This window comes from Roseomonas genomospecies 6 (assembly GCF_008365375.1).
GTDB lineage: Bacteria > Pseudomonadota > Alphaproteobacteria > Azospirillales > Azospirillaceae > Azospirillum.
In genome coordinates this window covers 40,434-54,610 of the sequence record NZ_QOKW01000003.1, presented here as the reverse complement: position 1 = coordinate 54,610, position 14,177 = coordinate 40,434, and the positions used below count along the sequence as shown (strand labels likewise).

The window sequence follows — 14,177 nt, the reverse complement described above, 5'->3', positions numbered from 1 at the left end:
GTGGCTGGACGGTCAGCCGTTGCGGTGCTGCTTGGCGATCGGCTGGGAGAATTGCAGCTCGATGTCCCAGGGGAAGTGAATCCAGGTGTCCTGGCTCACCTCGGTGATGAAGGTGTCAACCAGCGGGCGGCCCGCCGGCTTGGCGTAGACGGTGGCGAAATGCGCCTTGGGCAGCATCTTGCGCACGACCACCGCCGTCTTGCCGGTGTCGACCAGATCGTCGATGATCAGCCAGCCTTCGCCTTCCCCGGCGTTGGCGCCCTCCACGCCCTTCAGCACCATCGCCTCGCGCTGGTTCTGATGGTCGTAGCTGGAGACGCAGACGGTGTCGATCAGGCGCAGCTCCAGCTCGCGCGCGATGATGGCTGCCGGGACGAGTCCGCCGCGGGTGATGGCGATGATGCCCTTCCACGGACCCTTGTCGATCAGGCGCCAGGCCAACGCCTTGGCGTTGCGGTGAAGCTCCTCCCACGACACGGGGAAGTGCTTGTTGAACGGAACGGCTTCTGGCACGGCTAGGAACTCCGAAAGAAACGTGCGCCGCTTATAACCCAAGCCCCACCGCCGGGCAATCGACCGCGTGAAAGGGCGAAAAAAGGTCTTGCAGCCCGGAATCCTTTTGAGTAAGTTGCGCGCCTCGACGACGGACGGTCACCGCCGCCGCCGGGAAGACAAAAGGAAAAGCGCCCGTAGCTCAGCTGGATAGAGCACCAGACTACGAATCTGGGGGTCAGGAGTTCGAATCTCTTCGGGCGCGCCATTCCTTCTGGATTGCACAAGAAAGCCGCCCTTGGGCGGCTTTTCTGCTTTCCGGCGGTTGCATCAGCGGCTTTTCTTTTTCCGCGCCGGACGCTTCGCCTTCGGCGGTTTGGTCATCGCGTTGAGCAGGGCCGTCTGGTTGCGCCGGGCGGCGGCGCCGACCAGCCCGGTCCAAAAGCCGATCGCCTGATTCGCCGACCGGTTGGCCATAGACAGCCAGACGCTGTGCGGTGTTCCCTTCATACATTCCCTCCTTTGATGAACGCGGTGGTCGATGAACGCGGTGGTCGATGAGCGCGGTGTGTTTCAGGCACCCGCCACCATCGCGCGGCGGTGCCGGACCCGTGTCCAGGACATGGTCAGGCCCGCCCGCTCGGCGCAACTGTAGTGCCAGGGGCGGTTCTCGGCGTCGCCGGCCCAATGCGGCTCCCCGGCCCGCAAGGGCAGCCCGCAATGGCAACAGGTCGGTGGCGCGGGAAAGCGTGCGGCGTCCCGTTTCGTCAGCTGGGTCATAGGGCATCTCATCCAGAGCGTCTTAATCCAGAGGCGTCTCAGGCACGGCGTTTCGGGAAGGCACGGCGTCGAGAGCGTGTGTCGTTGGGCGTGTCATCTTGCGGTGCGAAGAATGACCGCCCGGCCTTTCCGGGGAAACGTCGCAAAAGTGAAATGCCCATGGGGTGCCCCTGACCAGGGGGGTATGCCCATGGTCAGGACCATGCCGCGAACTCCTTGGCATTCAAGTCTTTTTGTCCCTAGCCCGGACAACCGGCAAGGAGCGGGACGGCCACTCTTGATCACACCCCGATTCACAGCCGGTTAACCATCCGCGCCTAGCGTCCGCCCCCTTCGCTGCGGCCTTTTGCTGCGCCGCAGCATTCCGAGGGCTCCATTCCGAGCGGCCCGTTCCGAAGGACAAAGGCACGTTTCATGATTTTCCTGTTGCACCACCTGCCGTCCCTGTCGCTGATCGCGGCGACCGGGCTTGCCGGTCTGGCGTTGGGCGTTCTGTCCACCCTGCTTCAGGACCGGCGGGCGATCCTGGCCGCGCAGGCCGGCGCCAGCGCGCTGTTCGTCGTCCATTTCTTCGCTCTGGATGCCCGCACCGGCATGCTGATGTGCGCGCTTGGCCTCGTGCAGATGGCGACCGCCTATCCGGAGCGGCGCCCGCGCTGGTTGGGCGCCGTCTTCGCCCTGACCGTTCCGGCGGCGCTGGCCGTCGCCGCGGCGACATGGCAGGGTCCGATGTCCGCCCTGTCGGCGGCGGGATTCGTTCTGGGCACCATCGGCCGCTGGCAGAGCCGGGTCGGGCGGATGCGGCTGTTCTTCCTGTCCTCCACGGTGGTCGGGGCGGGCCACAACGCGTTGGCCGGCTCGGCCTTCGGGCTGGCGTCGGACGCCATGACCCTGTCCGGGCACCTGTTCAGCCTGTGGCGCGACGGCCCGCCCCGTTACGGCATCGGTCAGCGCTTGGCTTCCGCGACGCCCGCGGTTTCCCGGCGCTCCAGATAGGTCTTGGTAAGCTGCGGCAGGCGCTGCTCCAGCCACGCGGCCATCTCCAGCTCCTCGTCCAGACTCGGCTGAAGCATCCGGGCGATTTCCGGCTCACCGGCCTGCTCCGCCGCGGCGATCAGGGCGCGGTAGTTGGCGATCTCGAAATGCTCGAAGGAATAGTCGAAGATCGACGCCTTCACGATTTCGTCCGACGCGACGACGCCGGACAGCGATTGGGCGTTGCCGATCAGCATGGCGACGCCGGTCTTGATGGCCGAGGTGTCGGTGCCCAGACGTTGCAGGCACTGCTTCAGCCGGTCGGCCTGCCGGTTCGACACCTCGATGTGCTCCTGCACCTTGGCGAGGATTTCCGGGTAGTTCTTGATGCGCTCCGCCTGCCGTTCCAGCATCTCGACCGCCTGGCTTTCCATGCCGTGGGCGTCGCGCAGCCAGTCGATCAGGGTTTCCTTGATGGTGTTGGCCACAGGTCCTCTCCCTCGTTGCGTTATCGGATCAGTCCTTCGGGGATGACGCGACAACAGGGCGGGGGGCGCTTCGTCACCATGGGGCAGCTCGAAAGCGCGCCCCGGAAGCATCAAGGAACCTTCACCGGGGCGGGAGGTTGTCCAACCGAACGGGCAGCCTGCCAGGGGAGGGACCGGCCATGTCGGCAAATGAACCGGCCAAGATGGGTAAAGACCAGATCGTGGACACTCTCAACGATCTGATCCGGATCGTCGAGGACAGCCACGAAGCCTATCGTCAGGCCGCGGAAAGCTTGGAAGACGAGGATTTGAAGGCCCTGTTCAACGATCTGGCCGCCCAGCGCGGCGCCATCGTGCGGGAGGTGCAGCGTCTGGTCGCCGAACAGGGCGGAGCACCGGACATGGGCGGCACCGTTATGGGCGGCGCGCACCGCTTCTTCCTGGAATTGAAGACCAATGTGCTGGGCCAGAACCGCGAGGCGATCCTGGCCGAGGTGCAGCGCGGGGAGTCCGAATGCGTCCGCGCCTATGAGGACGCCCTGGCGAAGGAGCTGCCCTTGCCGATCACCGCCGTGGCGGTTCAGCATCTGGACCGCATCCGGGCCGACCGCGACCGCATGACGATGCTGCGCGGCGCGGCGGCCTGACGGGGGACTTACTCGGCGGCGGCCCGCCGGTTTTCCAGATCGGCCAGCAGGGCGCGCTTCTGGTCGGCGTCCATGTGCTTCCAGCCGCGGATTTCCTCCAGCGTGCGCAGGCAGCCGATGCAGTAGGCACGGTCGGCGGTCAGCTTGCACACGCTGATGCAGGGGGACGGGACGAGAACGGCGGGCGCGGTGTCGGGGATTCCGTCGGTCATTACCAAAGGCCAAAAGGAAACGGGACGGCGCTGGGCCGTCCCGTCCTTACCATCCGGCGGTGCTCCGCCTCAATCCCAAACGCTTTTGGCCCAATCGCCTCAGTCGGAAATGTTGGGCGGATCGGGATCGTCCGACCAGTCGTCCTTCGGGGCCGGGTAGCGCTCCAGCCATTTGCGGACCAGCTCGACGTGGCCGGCCTCCTCGTCCGCGAACTCGCGGGCGAGGCGGGCGACCTCCGGGTCCTTCGTCTCGGCGGCGACCGAGGCGTAGTAGTTGTTGCCCTGATGCTCGCTGAGCAGCGCCATCTTCAGCGCGTGGTGCGGCTTCATCAGATAATGGGCGTTCTCGAAAGCCGCAGCCTCCGGCGACTCCTTGGTGGCGTCCCACTGGAACTCCCAGGGGGCGACCTTCGGCAGCGAGCCGTACTCGCGGGCGAGCTGCTTCACCTCTTCGGCGTGCTTGGCCGAGTAGGTGGCCAGATCGCGGAACAGCTTGGCGACCTCCACATTGTTGTGGGACTCCATGCTGTCGGCCAGCTCGTTGTAGCGGTCCACCGCCTCGATCTCCAGCTCCAGCGCGTGGGCCAGGAACATGCCGACGTTGGAGGCCCCGTTCAGAACTTTCGTCTTCATACCGCGAACCCCTCTTCGATCTGGGCGATGCTGCGGGTGGCCGCCGATTCCGGCTGGAACGGACGGCGGTTGCCGGCGAGGAAGATGCCGAGGCCGAACCCGTCGTCCTCCAGGACGGCGCGCATCGCCTCGTTCGGGTCGTCCGTCGGCTCGCGGCCATAGGGATGGACCGTGCTCTTCCAGCCGCGCTGCTCGGGGCGGAAGGTGACGCAGGGGGACAGGATGTGGATGACCGAGAAGCCGGGGTGCTTCACGCCCTCCACGATCAGGCGGGCGACCTCGTTCGGGTCGTTGGAGAAGCCGCGGGCGACGAAGTTCGCGCCGCAGGCCAGAGCCAGCGCGACCGGCTGGATCGGGTTGACGCCCGGGCCTTCCGGGGTCAGTTTCGATTCGCACCAGTCGGCCTCGGTGGTCGGCGAGGCCTGGCCCTTGGTCATGCCGTAGACCTGGTTGTCCATGACGATGTAGGTCATGTCCACGTTGCGGCGGCAGGCGTGCAGGAAGTGGTTGCCGCCGATCGAGAAGCCGTCGCCGTCGCCGCCGAAGATCAGCACGTTCAGCTCGGGCCGGGCCAGCTTCACGCCGGACGCCACGGCCAGCGAACGGCCATGCACGGTGTGGTAGCCGTAGACGCTGGTGTAGGCGGGAATGCGCGACGAGCAGCCGATGCCCGACACCACGACGGTGTTGTGGCGCTCCAGCCCCATGTTCGCCATGGCGCGGGTGATGCCGGCCAGCACGGAATAGTCGCCGCAGCCGGGGCACCAGATGGGCTTCACGTCGGACTTGTAGTCGCCGGGCACCGGGGCCACGGCATCGTCGGACAGATGGGTATCCATGGATTTCGTGCTCCGGCCGGTCAGATCAGGGAAAGAAGCGTCTCGTGAACCTCACGCGCGCGGATCGGCAGTGGGCCGGGGCGGCTGAACACCGACACCTCGCCCGGCAGGTCGTAATGCCCGCGGAGGAACTTGTGGAACTGGGCGCCGTGCGTCTGCTCGACGACCAGGACCTTCGTGACGCCGTCCAGAGCCGCGGCCAGCTTGGCCGGCTGGACCGGGGAGATCAGGCGGATGGCGACCAGCCGGGCCTTCGTGCCGGCGGCCTCCAGCCGGCGCACCGCCTCGCGCGACGGGCCGGTGGCGGAGCCCCAGGTGACGACGGCGATCTCGCCCTCGCCCTCAATGTCGGCCCAGGCGTCGCCGTAGTCGTAGGAGGTCAGCTTGCGCAGGCGCTTGTCGAGCTGCTTCTGGTGATCGGACGCCTGCGAGGAGGGCAGGGCGTTCTCGGCGTGCTCCAGACCGTCGGCGGTGTGCTCGCCGCCCGGCATGCCGGGGATGGCGGCGGGGGAGATGCCCGATTCGGTGTTGGCGTAGCGCAGATACTTGCTCTCGCCGCCGAGATCGGCGGCCAGCAGGCGGTTCGCCTTGTAGGGGGCGTCCGCCGGCTTGTCCACGATGGCGCGGGACTGGCCCATCGCCTGATCGGACAGCACGATGGCGACGGTCTGAAGGGCTTCGGCCAGATGCACCGCCCACTGGGTGGTGAACAGGCAGTCGCCGATGGAGGTCGGGCCGACCACCAGATGCGGGGCGTCGCCGTGCAGGCCGTAGACGGCGATGTTCAGGTCGGACTGTTCGGACTTGGTCGGGATGCCGGTGGAGGGGCCGCCGCGCTGCACGTCGACGATCACCACCGGAGTTTCGGACGCCACGCCCAGGCCGATGCATTCGGTCATCAGCGACAGGCCGGGGCCGGCGGTCGCGGTGATCGAGGGCACGCCGCTGAAGGAAGCGCCCAGGCACATGGCGATGGAGGCCAGCTCATCCTCCGCCTGGACCAGCTTGCCGCCGGTCTTGGCGAGGTTGGGGGCCAGCCATTCCAGGATCTCGGTCGCGGGCGTGATCGGGTAGGCGGCGCAGAACTTCACCCCGCCCTTCAAGGCACCCAGCCCGGCGGCCTCGTTGCCGGAAATGTTCCAGCGGACGGCGCCGTCCTGCTTCGACGGGGCGGCCAGTTCCAGGCCCAGGTTCCAGCCCGCGGCTTCCTTCGCACCGGCGTCGATGCCGGCGTTGGACGCCTGGATGGCGGCCTCGCCCTTCTTGCCCAGCGCCTTTTGGATCACCGCGTCGATGCCGGCGCGCGGCAGGCCGATGACCGCCGCGACGGCGCCGAGGCCCACCATGTTGACGCGCCCGCCGGGGATGCGCCCGGCCAGTTCCTTGATCGGCAGCTCCATCTGGCGGGCGCCGCTGGCGGCGAGGACCGCGGGCACCTCACCCTGGCTGGGATCGGTTATGATGACGCTCTTGTCCGACAGGGGCAGTTCCGCCGCGAAGCGTTCCACATTCTGCCAGTCGAAGGCGATGATGATGTCGAAGCGGTCCCCCGGACCGTGAACGGGTGTCGGCGACAGGCGAACGAGGGCGGCGGCTTCACCGCCACGGATCTGCGGGCCGGTGGACCGCGACATCAAACCGTACCATCCCACGTTGGCGGCGGCATCCAGCAGCATCTGTCCGGCGGTCATCGCGCCGGCGCCACCGCTGCCCACCAGGGCAATCGTGACCGAGTCCACTGTCATATGGTTAATCCCTTGCGTCCGAATGTGAGTCGCCCGACGCCCGTACGGCTACTTCAGCATTGCGGAACAGGGGAATGATCTGGCGCAAATCGGACGAATGACGTCGCGATTTTCACAAGTTGCGCCCTGGATTGGTCCGACCAAGTCTTGCCCGGTCACCGGCCATCCCTTTGCGCCGATTGTTGTCGGGCCGGAATGGCCGTTTGTCCGGGCGCTATTCGGTGTAGCGTTCTTCCTTCCAGGGGTCGGCGTCGTTGTGATAGCCGCGGACCTCCCAATAGCCGCGGCGGTCCTCCGCCAGCAGCTCGATTCGCTTCACCCACTTGGCGCTTTTCCAGAAATAGAGCTTCGGCACGACGACTCGGACGGGGCCGCCGTGGTCGCGGCTGATCGGCTGGCCTTCCCAGGCGGTGGCGAGCAGCGCGTCCTCCGCCGCGAAGGCGTCCAGCGGCAGGTTGGTGGTGTAGCCGTCCGAGGAGTGGCAGAGGACGAAGCGCGCCTCCGGACGGGGCCGCACGACCGACAGCAGGCGCCGCGTGGACACGCCCTCCCAACGGTTGTCGTAGCGCGACCATGTGGTGACGCAATGGATGTCGGAGACGACGCTCTCCCGCGGCTGCGCCTGGAAATCCGTCCAGCTCCAGGTGACGGGATTCTCGACCAGCCCGTCCACCGTCAGGGTCCAGTTCGCCTCCGTCACCCGCGGCACGATGCCGAGGTCGAGCACCGGCCAGCTCTCCACCAGCCGCTGGCCCGGCGGCAGCCGGTCGCGCGCCGGATCGCCGGTTTCCCCGGTCAGGCCCCGGCCGTCCCGCGCCCATTGCTGCTTGGTGGCGATCAGCGTGTCGTGGATTTGCCCGTCCTGCGGGATATCGTCCGCCATGGGAGTCCTCTGCCTTGCCAAGCGAGATCTCGAGATCTGCGGGAGTAATCGGCGGAATTATGCATGGATGCAGGCCGGTGTCAGCGGCGATGCCGGGATTTTTCGGTGCAAAAGGCTGAATTCCCGCCGATCCTTCCCCTGTTCACGCCCCGCCCTGCTCTGATAGCATGTCGGCCATGCAGTACCAGCCATGTTGCCGCCCATGACCACCGTCCTGCCCATCGCCCCGCACTCCGATGCGGCGCCCTCGGGTTTGGAGATGGCCAAGCTGGAGATGGCCAAGCTGGAGATGGCCGGGATGGAGTTGGCTGGACTGGACTGGCTGGATGCGCTCGCCATGCCCCTGTGGCTGATCCACGCCGACGGCCTGGCCGTCTGGATGAACGCCGCCGCCCGCGCGCTGATCGGGCTGGAACGCGACGCGCCCGCCGCCGCCGTCCGGATCGCTTTGGGCGGCCGGCCCTCCGATGCGCTGGAGCAGGCCGCCGCGGGGCGGACGCTGGAGGTGCGGGCGACCATCCACGCCCCCCTGACCCTGCCCGTGGAGGTGGAGCTTCGGCTGTCCCCGGCGCCGCGCCCGGCGGGGCTGATCCTGGCCGAGGCGCCCGCCGACAGCGGCGCGCGGCAGGAGATGATGCGGCTGAACGAACAGCTCATCGCGCTCTCCTACGCCTACCCGGACATCCGGTTCGAACTGCTGCGGGACGGCACGATCCTGGATTTCGCCGCGGCCAGCCCCGGCGACCTGAACGTCCCCGCCGAACGCTTCCTGGCCCACCGCGTGCAGGAGGTGCTGCCCGAACCCGCCGCCGGCCTGCTGGCCGCGGCGCTGGGGCGGCTGAACGAAGGGCAGATGGTCATCGGGCTGGACTTCGCCCTGCCGCCGCCTTCGGGACAGATGGGAGGCGGTCTGGCCGGGACCGAAAAATCCTTCGAGGCGCGGCTGGTCGCGCTGCCCGACAGCGACCGCGTGATGTGCAGCATCCGCAACGTCACCGAGCGGGTGCAGGCCGAAGGCTCCGCCCGGCGCGCCCACCATCTGCTGTCCGACGCCATCGAATGCATCACCGAGGGCTTTGTTCTGTACGATGCCCAAGACCGGCTGGTGCTGTGCAACGCGCGCTTCCGCGAATTGTTTTCGGTCAACACCGACCTCATCGCGCCGGGCACCGATTTCGAGACGGTGCTGCGCGGCGGGGCGTCGCGGGGCATCTACCGCGTGCCGGGCGGGAACCTGGAGGACTGGATCGGGCAGCGCATCGAGCAGCACCGCAACGCCGGCCCGCCCATGGAGGTGCAGCTTCACGACGGACGCTGGATTCGCATCGAGGAATGGCGGACCCATGACGGCGGCACGGTGGGCATCCGCGCCGACATCACCGACCTGAAGGCCCGGGAGGCGGAACTGAGCGCCGCCCGCGACGAGGCCGAGCAGGCCAACCAGCGCAAGTCCGACTACGTCCACCATCTGAGCCACGAGCTGCGTACGCCGCTGAACGCCGTGCTCGGCTTCGCCCAGATCATCCATGACGAGATGATGGGGCCGAACAACCCGCGCTACCGCGACTATGCCGGGCAGATCGCGGCGGCGGGGGTCTATATGCTGGACCTCATCAACAACCTCCTCGACCTCGCGCGGATCGAAGCGGGGCGGATGGACCTGCACGAGGAGGCCTGCAACCTCTCCCTGCTGGTCGACCTGACCTTCGGCATGATGCAGCCGCGGGCGTCCGAGGCCGCGGTCACGCTGTGCATGGAGATCCCGGACGACCTGCCGAGCCTCCGCGGCGACGCCTCGCAGATCCGGCAGATGCTGACCAATCTGATCGGCAACGCCATCAAGTTCGCCCGCCCCGACGGCGGTCATGTGCGGGTGCGCGCGGAACGGACGGCGGAGGGCGGCATCGCCCTGACCGTCGCCGACAACGGCATCGGCATGAGGCCCGAACAAATCCCGGTGGCGCTGGACGCCTTCGGGCAGGTGCACGGGCGCGACCGGACGGCGGAGCGGGGCTCCGGCCTGGGTCTGCCGCTGACCCGCGCGTTGATCGCGCTGCACGGCGGCACCTTCCACATCGACAGCCGCGTCGGGGCCGGCACGACCGTGCGCCTGACCTTCCCGCCTTGCCGGGTCGGCGGCACCATGTGATGGAAACGAAACCCTGAAACGCGGGTCCTGAAACGCGCAACGGCCGCGCGCGCTTGGCAGCGCGGCGGCCGTGGACCAACAAGACATGTCTCGCAGGAAAGACGGGCCTCTTGCCGAAACGCGGTTCCTTAAGACCCTTTGGGAAGACCCTCAGGCGGCCTTGCGGACGGCGGCGGCCTCGGAGAAGACCTTCACGACCTGCTCGACGAAGGCGGCCAGTTCGTCGTGGCCCAGCGCGGTGATGGTCACGTTGTCGACCACCAGGGACTCGTCGCTGATCGTGCCGCCGGCGGCTTCCAGCTCGGCGCGGATGGCCTCGGGAGCGGTCAGCGTGCGGCCCTTCAGCTTGCCCGGGATGGCGAGGAGCTGGATGCCCTGGTCGATCGCGGCGATCGGCTTGCCGGCGTCCAGGAAATGGCCGACGATGCGGCGGGTGTGGGCGCTCTGCTGGAGCTTGGTGACGCTGCGCTCGCCACCCGGCAGCAGCAGCATGTCATAGTCGGCACCCAGAACCTCGCCGACCTGCTTGTCCACCGGGAAGTAATGGCCCCAGGACTTGCCGTGCCAGCCGTTCACCAGACCCTGCTCGGGGGAAATCGTACGAAGAGTAGCGCCGGTCTTGAGGAGAGCCCGCTGCGGCTCCGTCATCTCCAGTTCCTCAAAGCCGTTGGCGACGAGAATGGCAATGCTCTTTCCTGCGAGGGGTTGATCCATACTGTCTTGTCCTTTCATCGTTCAACCAGTGTGTGCGGGCCGCCGTCGGGGAAATGAAACGGCGCACGCCGCGCAAGGTTTTGCGCGGCGGTGGGACCCGCAGCCGGCCCTCGTCAAATGAGTTCCGGCGGGGGGGCGGTCACGCCCCTGATCGGTTTGTGGTGAGCATGGAACACAAGTGGCGGCAACGAGGTCCCAAGTCAATGGCTTATTCCGCACTGCAATGCCGCTTCCCCGCCGTCCGGCAGGGCATCCGGTGCGGCGATTCCGCGGTTGCGCTCAAGACTTAATCACGTTTTCCCGATTATGCCGATCGGGATGGCGCAGGTCAGCCATGCCGCCATGTCGCGGCTGTGACAAGGAATGGGCAGGAAAAAAAGCGGCCGGAGGCGAACCTCCGACCGTTTGAAGTCAATAGCGTCAGCCGTTCGAAGAGATCCGGCTCGCACACCGGATCGGGAACTGCCGGTCACCGGGGCGGCGGGCCGAAGCCAGCCGCCCAAGGGGCCGGTGGAAACCGGTCATACGGCCGGAGCCGGGGAGGCTTCCGTGATGGTCGGCCGTATGACCCTTTCGCACTTTGCTGCGCAAAGTGCTGTCCGGTTCGAACCGCGAGCGTTCGATGGTGTCCATCGAGCGCTCGCGGCGGCAGATCAATGGAACTGATCGGCCTCGGTGGAGTCCTTGTAGGCGGTGGTGGAGGACTGGCCGCCCGAGATCGCCGTGGCGACCGCGTCGAAGTAGCCGGTGCCGACCTCGCGCTGGTGCTTGGTCGCGGTGTAGCCTTCGGCCTCCGCCGCGAATTCCGCCTCCTGCAGCTCCGAGTAGGCGGCCATGCCGCGCGCCGCGTAGCCCTTGGCCAGCTTGAAGGCCGAGTAGTTCAGGCTGTGGAAGCCGGCCAGCGTCACGAACTGGAACTTGTAGCCCATGGCGCCGATCTCGCGCTGGAACTTGGCGATGTCCGCCTCGTCCAGGTTGGCCTTCCAGTTGAAGGACGGCGAGCAGTTGTAGGCCAGCAGCTTGTTCGGGAACTCCTTGCGGATCGCCTCGGCGAAGCGCTTGGCCTCCTCCAGGTTCGGACGCGAGGTCTCCCACCACAGCAGGTCGGAGTAGGGGGCGTAGGACAGGCCGCGGGCGATGCAGTGCTCCACACCCGTGCCCTTCTTCAGGCGGAAGAAGCCCTCCGAGGTGCGGCCGGCGTCGAAGTCGATGAAGGGATGGTCGCGCTCATCAACGTCCGAGGTGATGAGCTGCGCGGACTCCGCGTCGGTGCGGCAGAGCACGATGGTCGAGGTGCCCATGGTGTCGGCGGCCAGACGGGCGGCGTTCAGCGTGCGGATGTGCTGCTGCGTGGGGATCAGCACCTTGCCGCCGAGATGGCCGCACTTCTTCTCCGACGCGAGCTGGTCCTCGAAGTGGACGCCCGAGGCGCCGGCCTTGATCATGGCCTTCATCAGCTCGAAGACGTTCAGCGGGCCGCCGAAGCCGGCCTCGGCATCCGCGATGATCGGCGCGAACCAGTAGGTGTCGCCCTTGCCCTCGGCGGTCTGGATCTCGTCGGCGCGCTTGAAGGTGTTGTTGATGCGCTCGACCACCGCCGGCACCGAGTTGGCCGGGTACAGGCTCTGGTCCGGGTACATCTGGCCGGCCAGGTTGGCGTCGCCGGCGACCTGCCAGCCCGACAGGTAGATGGCCTTCAGGCCGGCCTTCACCGCCTGCATCGCCTGGTTGCCGGTGAGAGCGCCCAGAGTGTTGATGTACGGCTCGGTGTTCAGCAGCTCCCACAGGCGCTGGGCGCCCATTTCGGCCAGCGTGTACTCGATCTTGACCGAGCCGCTGAGGCGCTTCACGTCGTCCTGGGTGTAATCGCGCTTGATGCCTTCGAAGCGCGCGGCGCGGAGAGCGGCCTTGGTCTTTTCGTCGAGCGACATGGTCGGTTTCCTTCTTTTCGTCACCGTTGCGCTGCTTTTCGAGCGCTGCCCTGACAAGACAACTAAAACGGCCTCCGCTGCCTTGCAACATGCCCTTGTTTGTAAAAGGGTCTGTTTGTAAACTGCCGTCCGAAAAGTCCTGTAAATCGGTAAATCTTGTAAATCCGCAGAGCTGGAGTTGGGGCGGCCATGGACAAGAAGGCGATGCTGGGTCCGAAGGTGCGCCGGCTGCGCCGCGACCATGGGCTGACCCAGGCCCAGATGGCCGAGCAGTTGGGAATCTCCCCCAGCTACCTGAACCTGATCGAGCACAACCAGCGCCCGGTCACCGTGCCGCTGCTGCTGAAGCTGGGCCAGAATTTCGGGGTGGACCTGCAGAGCTTCGCGGAGGACGAGGAAAGCCGTCTGGTCGCCGGCCTGCGCGAGGTGTTCGCCGACCCGCTGTTCGACGGCTCCGACATCAAGAACCAGGATTTCCGCGAACTGGCCGCGGTCGCCCCGACGCTGGGGCAGGCGGTGGTGGCGCTCTACCGCGCCTTCCGCACCTCCCGCGACGACTTGCAGACCCTTTCGGAACGGGTGGCCGACCGGGAGAAACTGCATCTGGTCCAGAACTCCTCCTTTCCGCAGGAGGAGGTGCGCGACCTGTTCCAGGCCCATTCCAACCACTTCGCGGAGCTTGAGGCCGCGGCGGAGGAACTGTGGCAGGAAGGCCGGCTGGAGAAGGGCGACCTGTACCGGGGCCTGACCGATTATCTGCTGAACAACCACAGCGTCCGCGTCCGGCTGCTGCCGTCCGACGTGATGGGCTATGCCGTGCGCCGGTTCGACCGGCACGGGCGGCGCATCCTGCTGTCGGAGATGCTGGCCCCGTCCGGGCGCAACTTCCAGCTCGCCTGCCAGATCGCCCTGCTGCGCCACCGCGACCTGCTGAACCACATCGTCGAGTCGTCAAGCCTGTCGGGCGACGAGGCCCGGCGGCTGGCCCGCATCGGTCTCGCCAACTATTTCGCGGCGGCGGTGCTGATGCCCTATGCCCGATTCTGGGAGGCGGCCAATCAGGTCCGTTACGACATCGAAATATTACGCCGCCGGTTCGATGCCTCGTTCGAGCAGGTCTGTCAGCGGCTGACCACCCTCCAGCGGCCCGGCGCGAAGGGCGTCCCCTTCTTCCTGATGCGGGTGGACAGCGCGGGCAACGTGTCCAAGCGCTTTTCGGGCGCCGGATTCCATCTGGCGCGCTTCGGCGGCGGCTGCGCGCGCTGGATCGTCTACGAGGCGTTCCGCACGCCGGGGAAAATCCACAGCCAATTGGCGCAGATGCCCGACGGCACCACCTACTTCTCCATCGCCCGCACGGTGGTGAAGGCCGGCGGCGGCTTCCGCAGCCCGCCGCAGCAATTCGCCATCGCTCTGGGCTGCGACCTCCAGCATGCCGCGCAGATCACCTATGCGGACGGCGTGGATCTGGAGAACACGGAGGCGGCGACGCCCATCGGTGTGAATTGCCGGCTCTGCCCGCGGCTGGATTGTTCCCAGCGCGCCTTCCCGCCGTTGAATCACCGGCTGATCGTGGACGAGAATCTGCGCGGCCTTTCGCCTTACCTCTTCGCTCCGCCGGCAGGGGAATGAGTTCCACTATTTTGCAAACCAGTCTTGTGATAAGCGAAAGGCCACAACAAAATTGTT

General features: G+C 67.0%; 15 protein-coding genes and 1 tRNA gene. 5 read left to right on the top strand and 11 right to left on the bottom strand.

Annotated elements, in window-relative coordinates:
• Positions 1-12: 12 nt before the first annotated feature.
• On the bottom strand, positions 13-513 hold the full coding sequence (gene gpt / locus DS843_RS04810) for a xanthine phosphoribosyltransferase (protein WP_149467754.1): 501 nt from the start codon (positions 511-513) through the stop codon (positions 13-15).
• Between the two features lie 170 nt (positions 514-683).
• On the opposite strand from gpt, the gene DS843_RS04805 reads away from it, so the two are divergent.
• Positions 684-760: transfer RNA gene (locus tag DS843_RS04805), tRNA-Arg, on the top strand.
• A gap of 62 nt (positions 761-822) precedes the next feature.
• Here DS843_RS04805 and DS843_RS04800 read toward each other — a convergent pair.
• Together DS843_RS04800 and DS843_RS04795 are read right to left on the bottom strand one after the other, a co-directional pair.
• The gene (locus DS843_RS04800; protein ID WP_149467753.1) at positions 823-1,002 is read right to left on the bottom strand and encodes a hypothetical protein; all 180 of its coding nucleotides are present in this window, start codon (positions 1,000-1,002) and stop codon (positions 823-825) included.
• Positions 1,003-1,065: 63 nt separating this feature from the next.
• Entirely contained in the window at positions 1,066-1,272 is a 207-nt protein-coding gene (locus DS843_RS04795) for a hypothetical protein (RefSeq protein ID WP_149467752.1), read from the bottom strand.
• Between the two features lie 414 nt (positions 1,273-1,686).
• Between DS843_RS04795 and DS843_RS04790 the strand changes: the two genes are divergently transcribed.
• Entirely contained in the window at positions 1,687-2,268 is a 582-nt protein-coding gene (locus DS843_RS04790) for a YgjV family protein (protein WP_149467751.1), read from the top strand.
• On the opposite strand, the gene DS843_RS04785 is transcribed toward DS843_RS04790, so the two are convergent.
• Complete coding sequence (locus tag DS843_RS04785; protein ID WP_149467750.1) at positions 2,220-2,735, bottom strand: YciE/YciF ferroxidase family protein; 516 nt, start codon at positions 2,733-2,735, stop codon at positions 2,220-2,222. The genes DS843_RS04790 and DS843_RS04785 overlap by 49 nt on opposite strands.
• Positions 2,736-2,914: 179 nt before the next feature.
• Here DS843_RS04785 and DS843_RS04780 point away from each other — a divergent pair, with 179 nt between their 5' ends.
• Positions 2,915-3,382, top strand: coding sequence for a PA2169 family four-helix-bundle protein (locus DS843_RS04780; protein WP_149467749.1), 468 nt, complete (start codon positions 2,915-2,917; stop codon positions 3,380-3,382).
• 8 nt (positions 3,383-3,390) lie between these two features.
• Here DS843_RS04780 and DS843_RS04775 read toward each other — a convergent pair whose 3' ends face one another.
• The 5 genes from DS843_RS04775 to DS843_RS04755 all read right to left on the bottom strand — a co-directional run bounded on the left by DS843_RS04775 (position 3,391) and on the right by DS843_RS04755 (position 7,694).
• Entirely contained in the window at positions 3,391-3,594 is a 204-nt protein-coding gene (locus DS843_RS04775; RefSeq protein WP_149467748.1) for a DUF1289 domain-containing protein, read from the bottom strand.
• A 99-nt stretch (positions 3,595-3,693) separates the two neighbouring features.
• Positions 3,694-4,227: a ferritin-like domain-containing protein gene (locus DS843_RS04770; RefSeq protein ID WP_149467747.1), complete on the bottom strand. Its 534-nt coding sequence runs from the start codon at positions 4,225-4,227 to the stop codon at positions 3,694-3,696.
• On the bottom strand, positions 4,224-5,066 hold the full coding sequence (locus DS843_RS04765; protein ID WP_149467746.1) for a 2-oxoacid:ferredoxin oxidoreductase subunit beta: 843 nt from the start codon (positions 5,064-5,066) through the stop codon (positions 4,224-4,226). The genes DS843_RS04770 and DS843_RS04765 overlap by 4 nt, the downstream gene beginning before the upstream one ends.
• A 20-nt stretch (positions 5,067-5,086) precedes the next feature.
• Positions 5,087-6,811, bottom strand: a complete 1,725-nt coding sequence (locus tag DS843_RS04760; protein ID WP_149467745.1) for a 2-oxoacid:acceptor oxidoreductase subunit alpha — start codon at positions 6,809-6,811, stop codon at positions 5,087-5,089.
• A gap of 214 nt (positions 6,812-7,025) precedes the next feature.
• Positions 7,026-7,694 carry a sulfite oxidase-like oxidoreductase gene (locus DS843_RS04755; protein ID WP_149467744.1) on the bottom strand — a complete coding sequence of 223 codons (669 nt, stop codon included), beginning with the start codon at positions 7,692-7,694 and terminating at the stop codon, positions 7,026-7,028.
• Positions 7,695-7,896: 202 nt separating this feature from the next.
• Between DS843_RS04755 and DS843_RS04750 the strand changes: the two genes are divergently transcribed.
• On the top strand, positions 7,897-9,843 hold the full coding sequence (locus DS843_RS04750) for a sensor histidine kinase (RefSeq protein WP_149467743.1): 1,947 nt from the start codon (positions 7,897-7,899) through the stop codon (positions 9,841-9,843).
• Positions 9,844-9,993: 150 nt separating this feature from the next.
• Here the strand turns inward: DS843_RS04750 and DS843_RS04745 are convergent, their stop codons facing one another.
• Both DS843_RS04745 and aceA read right to left on the bottom strand, forming a co-directional pair.
• Complete coding sequence (locus tag DS843_RS04745; protein ID WP_149467742.1) at positions 9,994-10,557, bottom strand: DJ-1/PfpI family protein; 564 nt, start codon at positions 10,555-10,557, stop codon at positions 9,994-9,996.
• 653 nt (positions 10,558-11,210) lie between these two features.
• Positions 11,211-12,488 carry an isocitrate lyase gene (gene aceA, locus DS843_RS04740; RefSeq protein ID WP_145623284.1) on the bottom strand — a complete coding sequence of 426 codons (1,278 nt, stop codon included), beginning with the start codon at positions 12,486-12,488 and terminating at the stop codon, positions 11,211-11,213.
• A 189-nt stretch (positions 12,489-12,677) separates the two neighbouring features.
• Between aceA and DS843_RS04735 the strand changes: the two genes are divergently transcribed.
• Positions 12,678-14,120 (top strand): helix-turn-helix domain-containing protein, encoded by a 1,443-nt coding sequence (locus DS843_RS04735; protein WP_149467741.1) that lies wholly within the window; start codon positions 12,678-12,680, stop codon positions 14,118-14,120.
• Positions 14,121-14,177 lie beyond the last annotated feature (57 nt).

Excerpts from the sequence above, each read along its gene's own strand:
- DS843_RS04800 (WP_149467753.1), bottom strand. The coding sequence starts at position 1,002 with ATGAAGGGAACACCGCACAGCGTCTGGCTGTCTATGGCCAACCGGTCG.
- DS843_RS04795 (WP_149467752.1), bottom strand. The coding sequence starts at position 1,272 with ATGACCCAGCTGACGAAACGGGACGCCGCACGCTTTCCCGCGCCACCG.
- DS843_RS04790 (WP_149467751.1), top strand. The coding sequence starts at position 1,687 with ATGATTTTCCTGTTGCACCACCTGCCGTCCCTGTCGCTGATCGCGGCG.
- DS843_RS04780 (WP_149467749.1), top strand. The coding sequence starts at position 2,915 with ATGTCGGCAAATGAACCGGCCAAGATGGGTAAAGACCAGATCGTGGAC.
- DS843_RS04775 (WP_149467748.1), bottom strand. The coding sequence starts at position 3,594 with ATGACCGACGGAATCCCCGACACCGCGCCCGCCGTTCTCGTCCCGTCC.
- DS843_RS04770 (WP_149467747.1), bottom strand. The coding sequence starts at position 4,227 with ATGAAGACGAAAGTTCTGAACGGGGCCTCCAACGTCGGCATGTTCCTG.
- DS843_RS04765 (WP_149467746.1), bottom strand. The coding sequence starts at position 5,066 with ATGGATACCCATCTGTCCGACGATGCCGTGGCCCCGGTGCCCGGCGAC.
- DS843_RS04760 (WP_149467745.1), bottom strand. The coding sequence starts at position 6,811 with ATGACAGTGGACTCGGTCACGATTGCCCTGGTGGGCAGCGGTGGCGCC.
- DS843_RS04755 (WP_149467744.1), bottom strand. The coding sequence starts at position 7,694 with ATGGCGGACGATATCCCGCAGGACGGGCAAATCCACGACACGCTGATC.
- DS843_RS04750 (WP_149467743.1), top strand. The coding sequence starts at position 7,897 with ATGACCACCGTCCTGCCCATCGCCCCGCACTCCGATGCGGCGCCCTCG.
- DS843_RS04745 (WP_149467742.1), bottom strand. The coding sequence starts at position 10,557 with ATGGATCAACCCCTCGCAGGAAAGAGCATTGCCATTCTCGTCGCCAAC.
- aceA (WP_145623284.1), bottom strand. The coding sequence starts at position 12,488 with ATGTCGCTCGACGAAAAGACCAAGGCCGCTCTCCGCGCCGCGCGCTTC.
- DS843_RS04735 (WP_149467741.1), top strand. The coding sequence starts at position 12,678 with ATGGACAAGAAGGCGATGCTGGGTCCGAAGGTGCGCCGGCTGCGCCGC.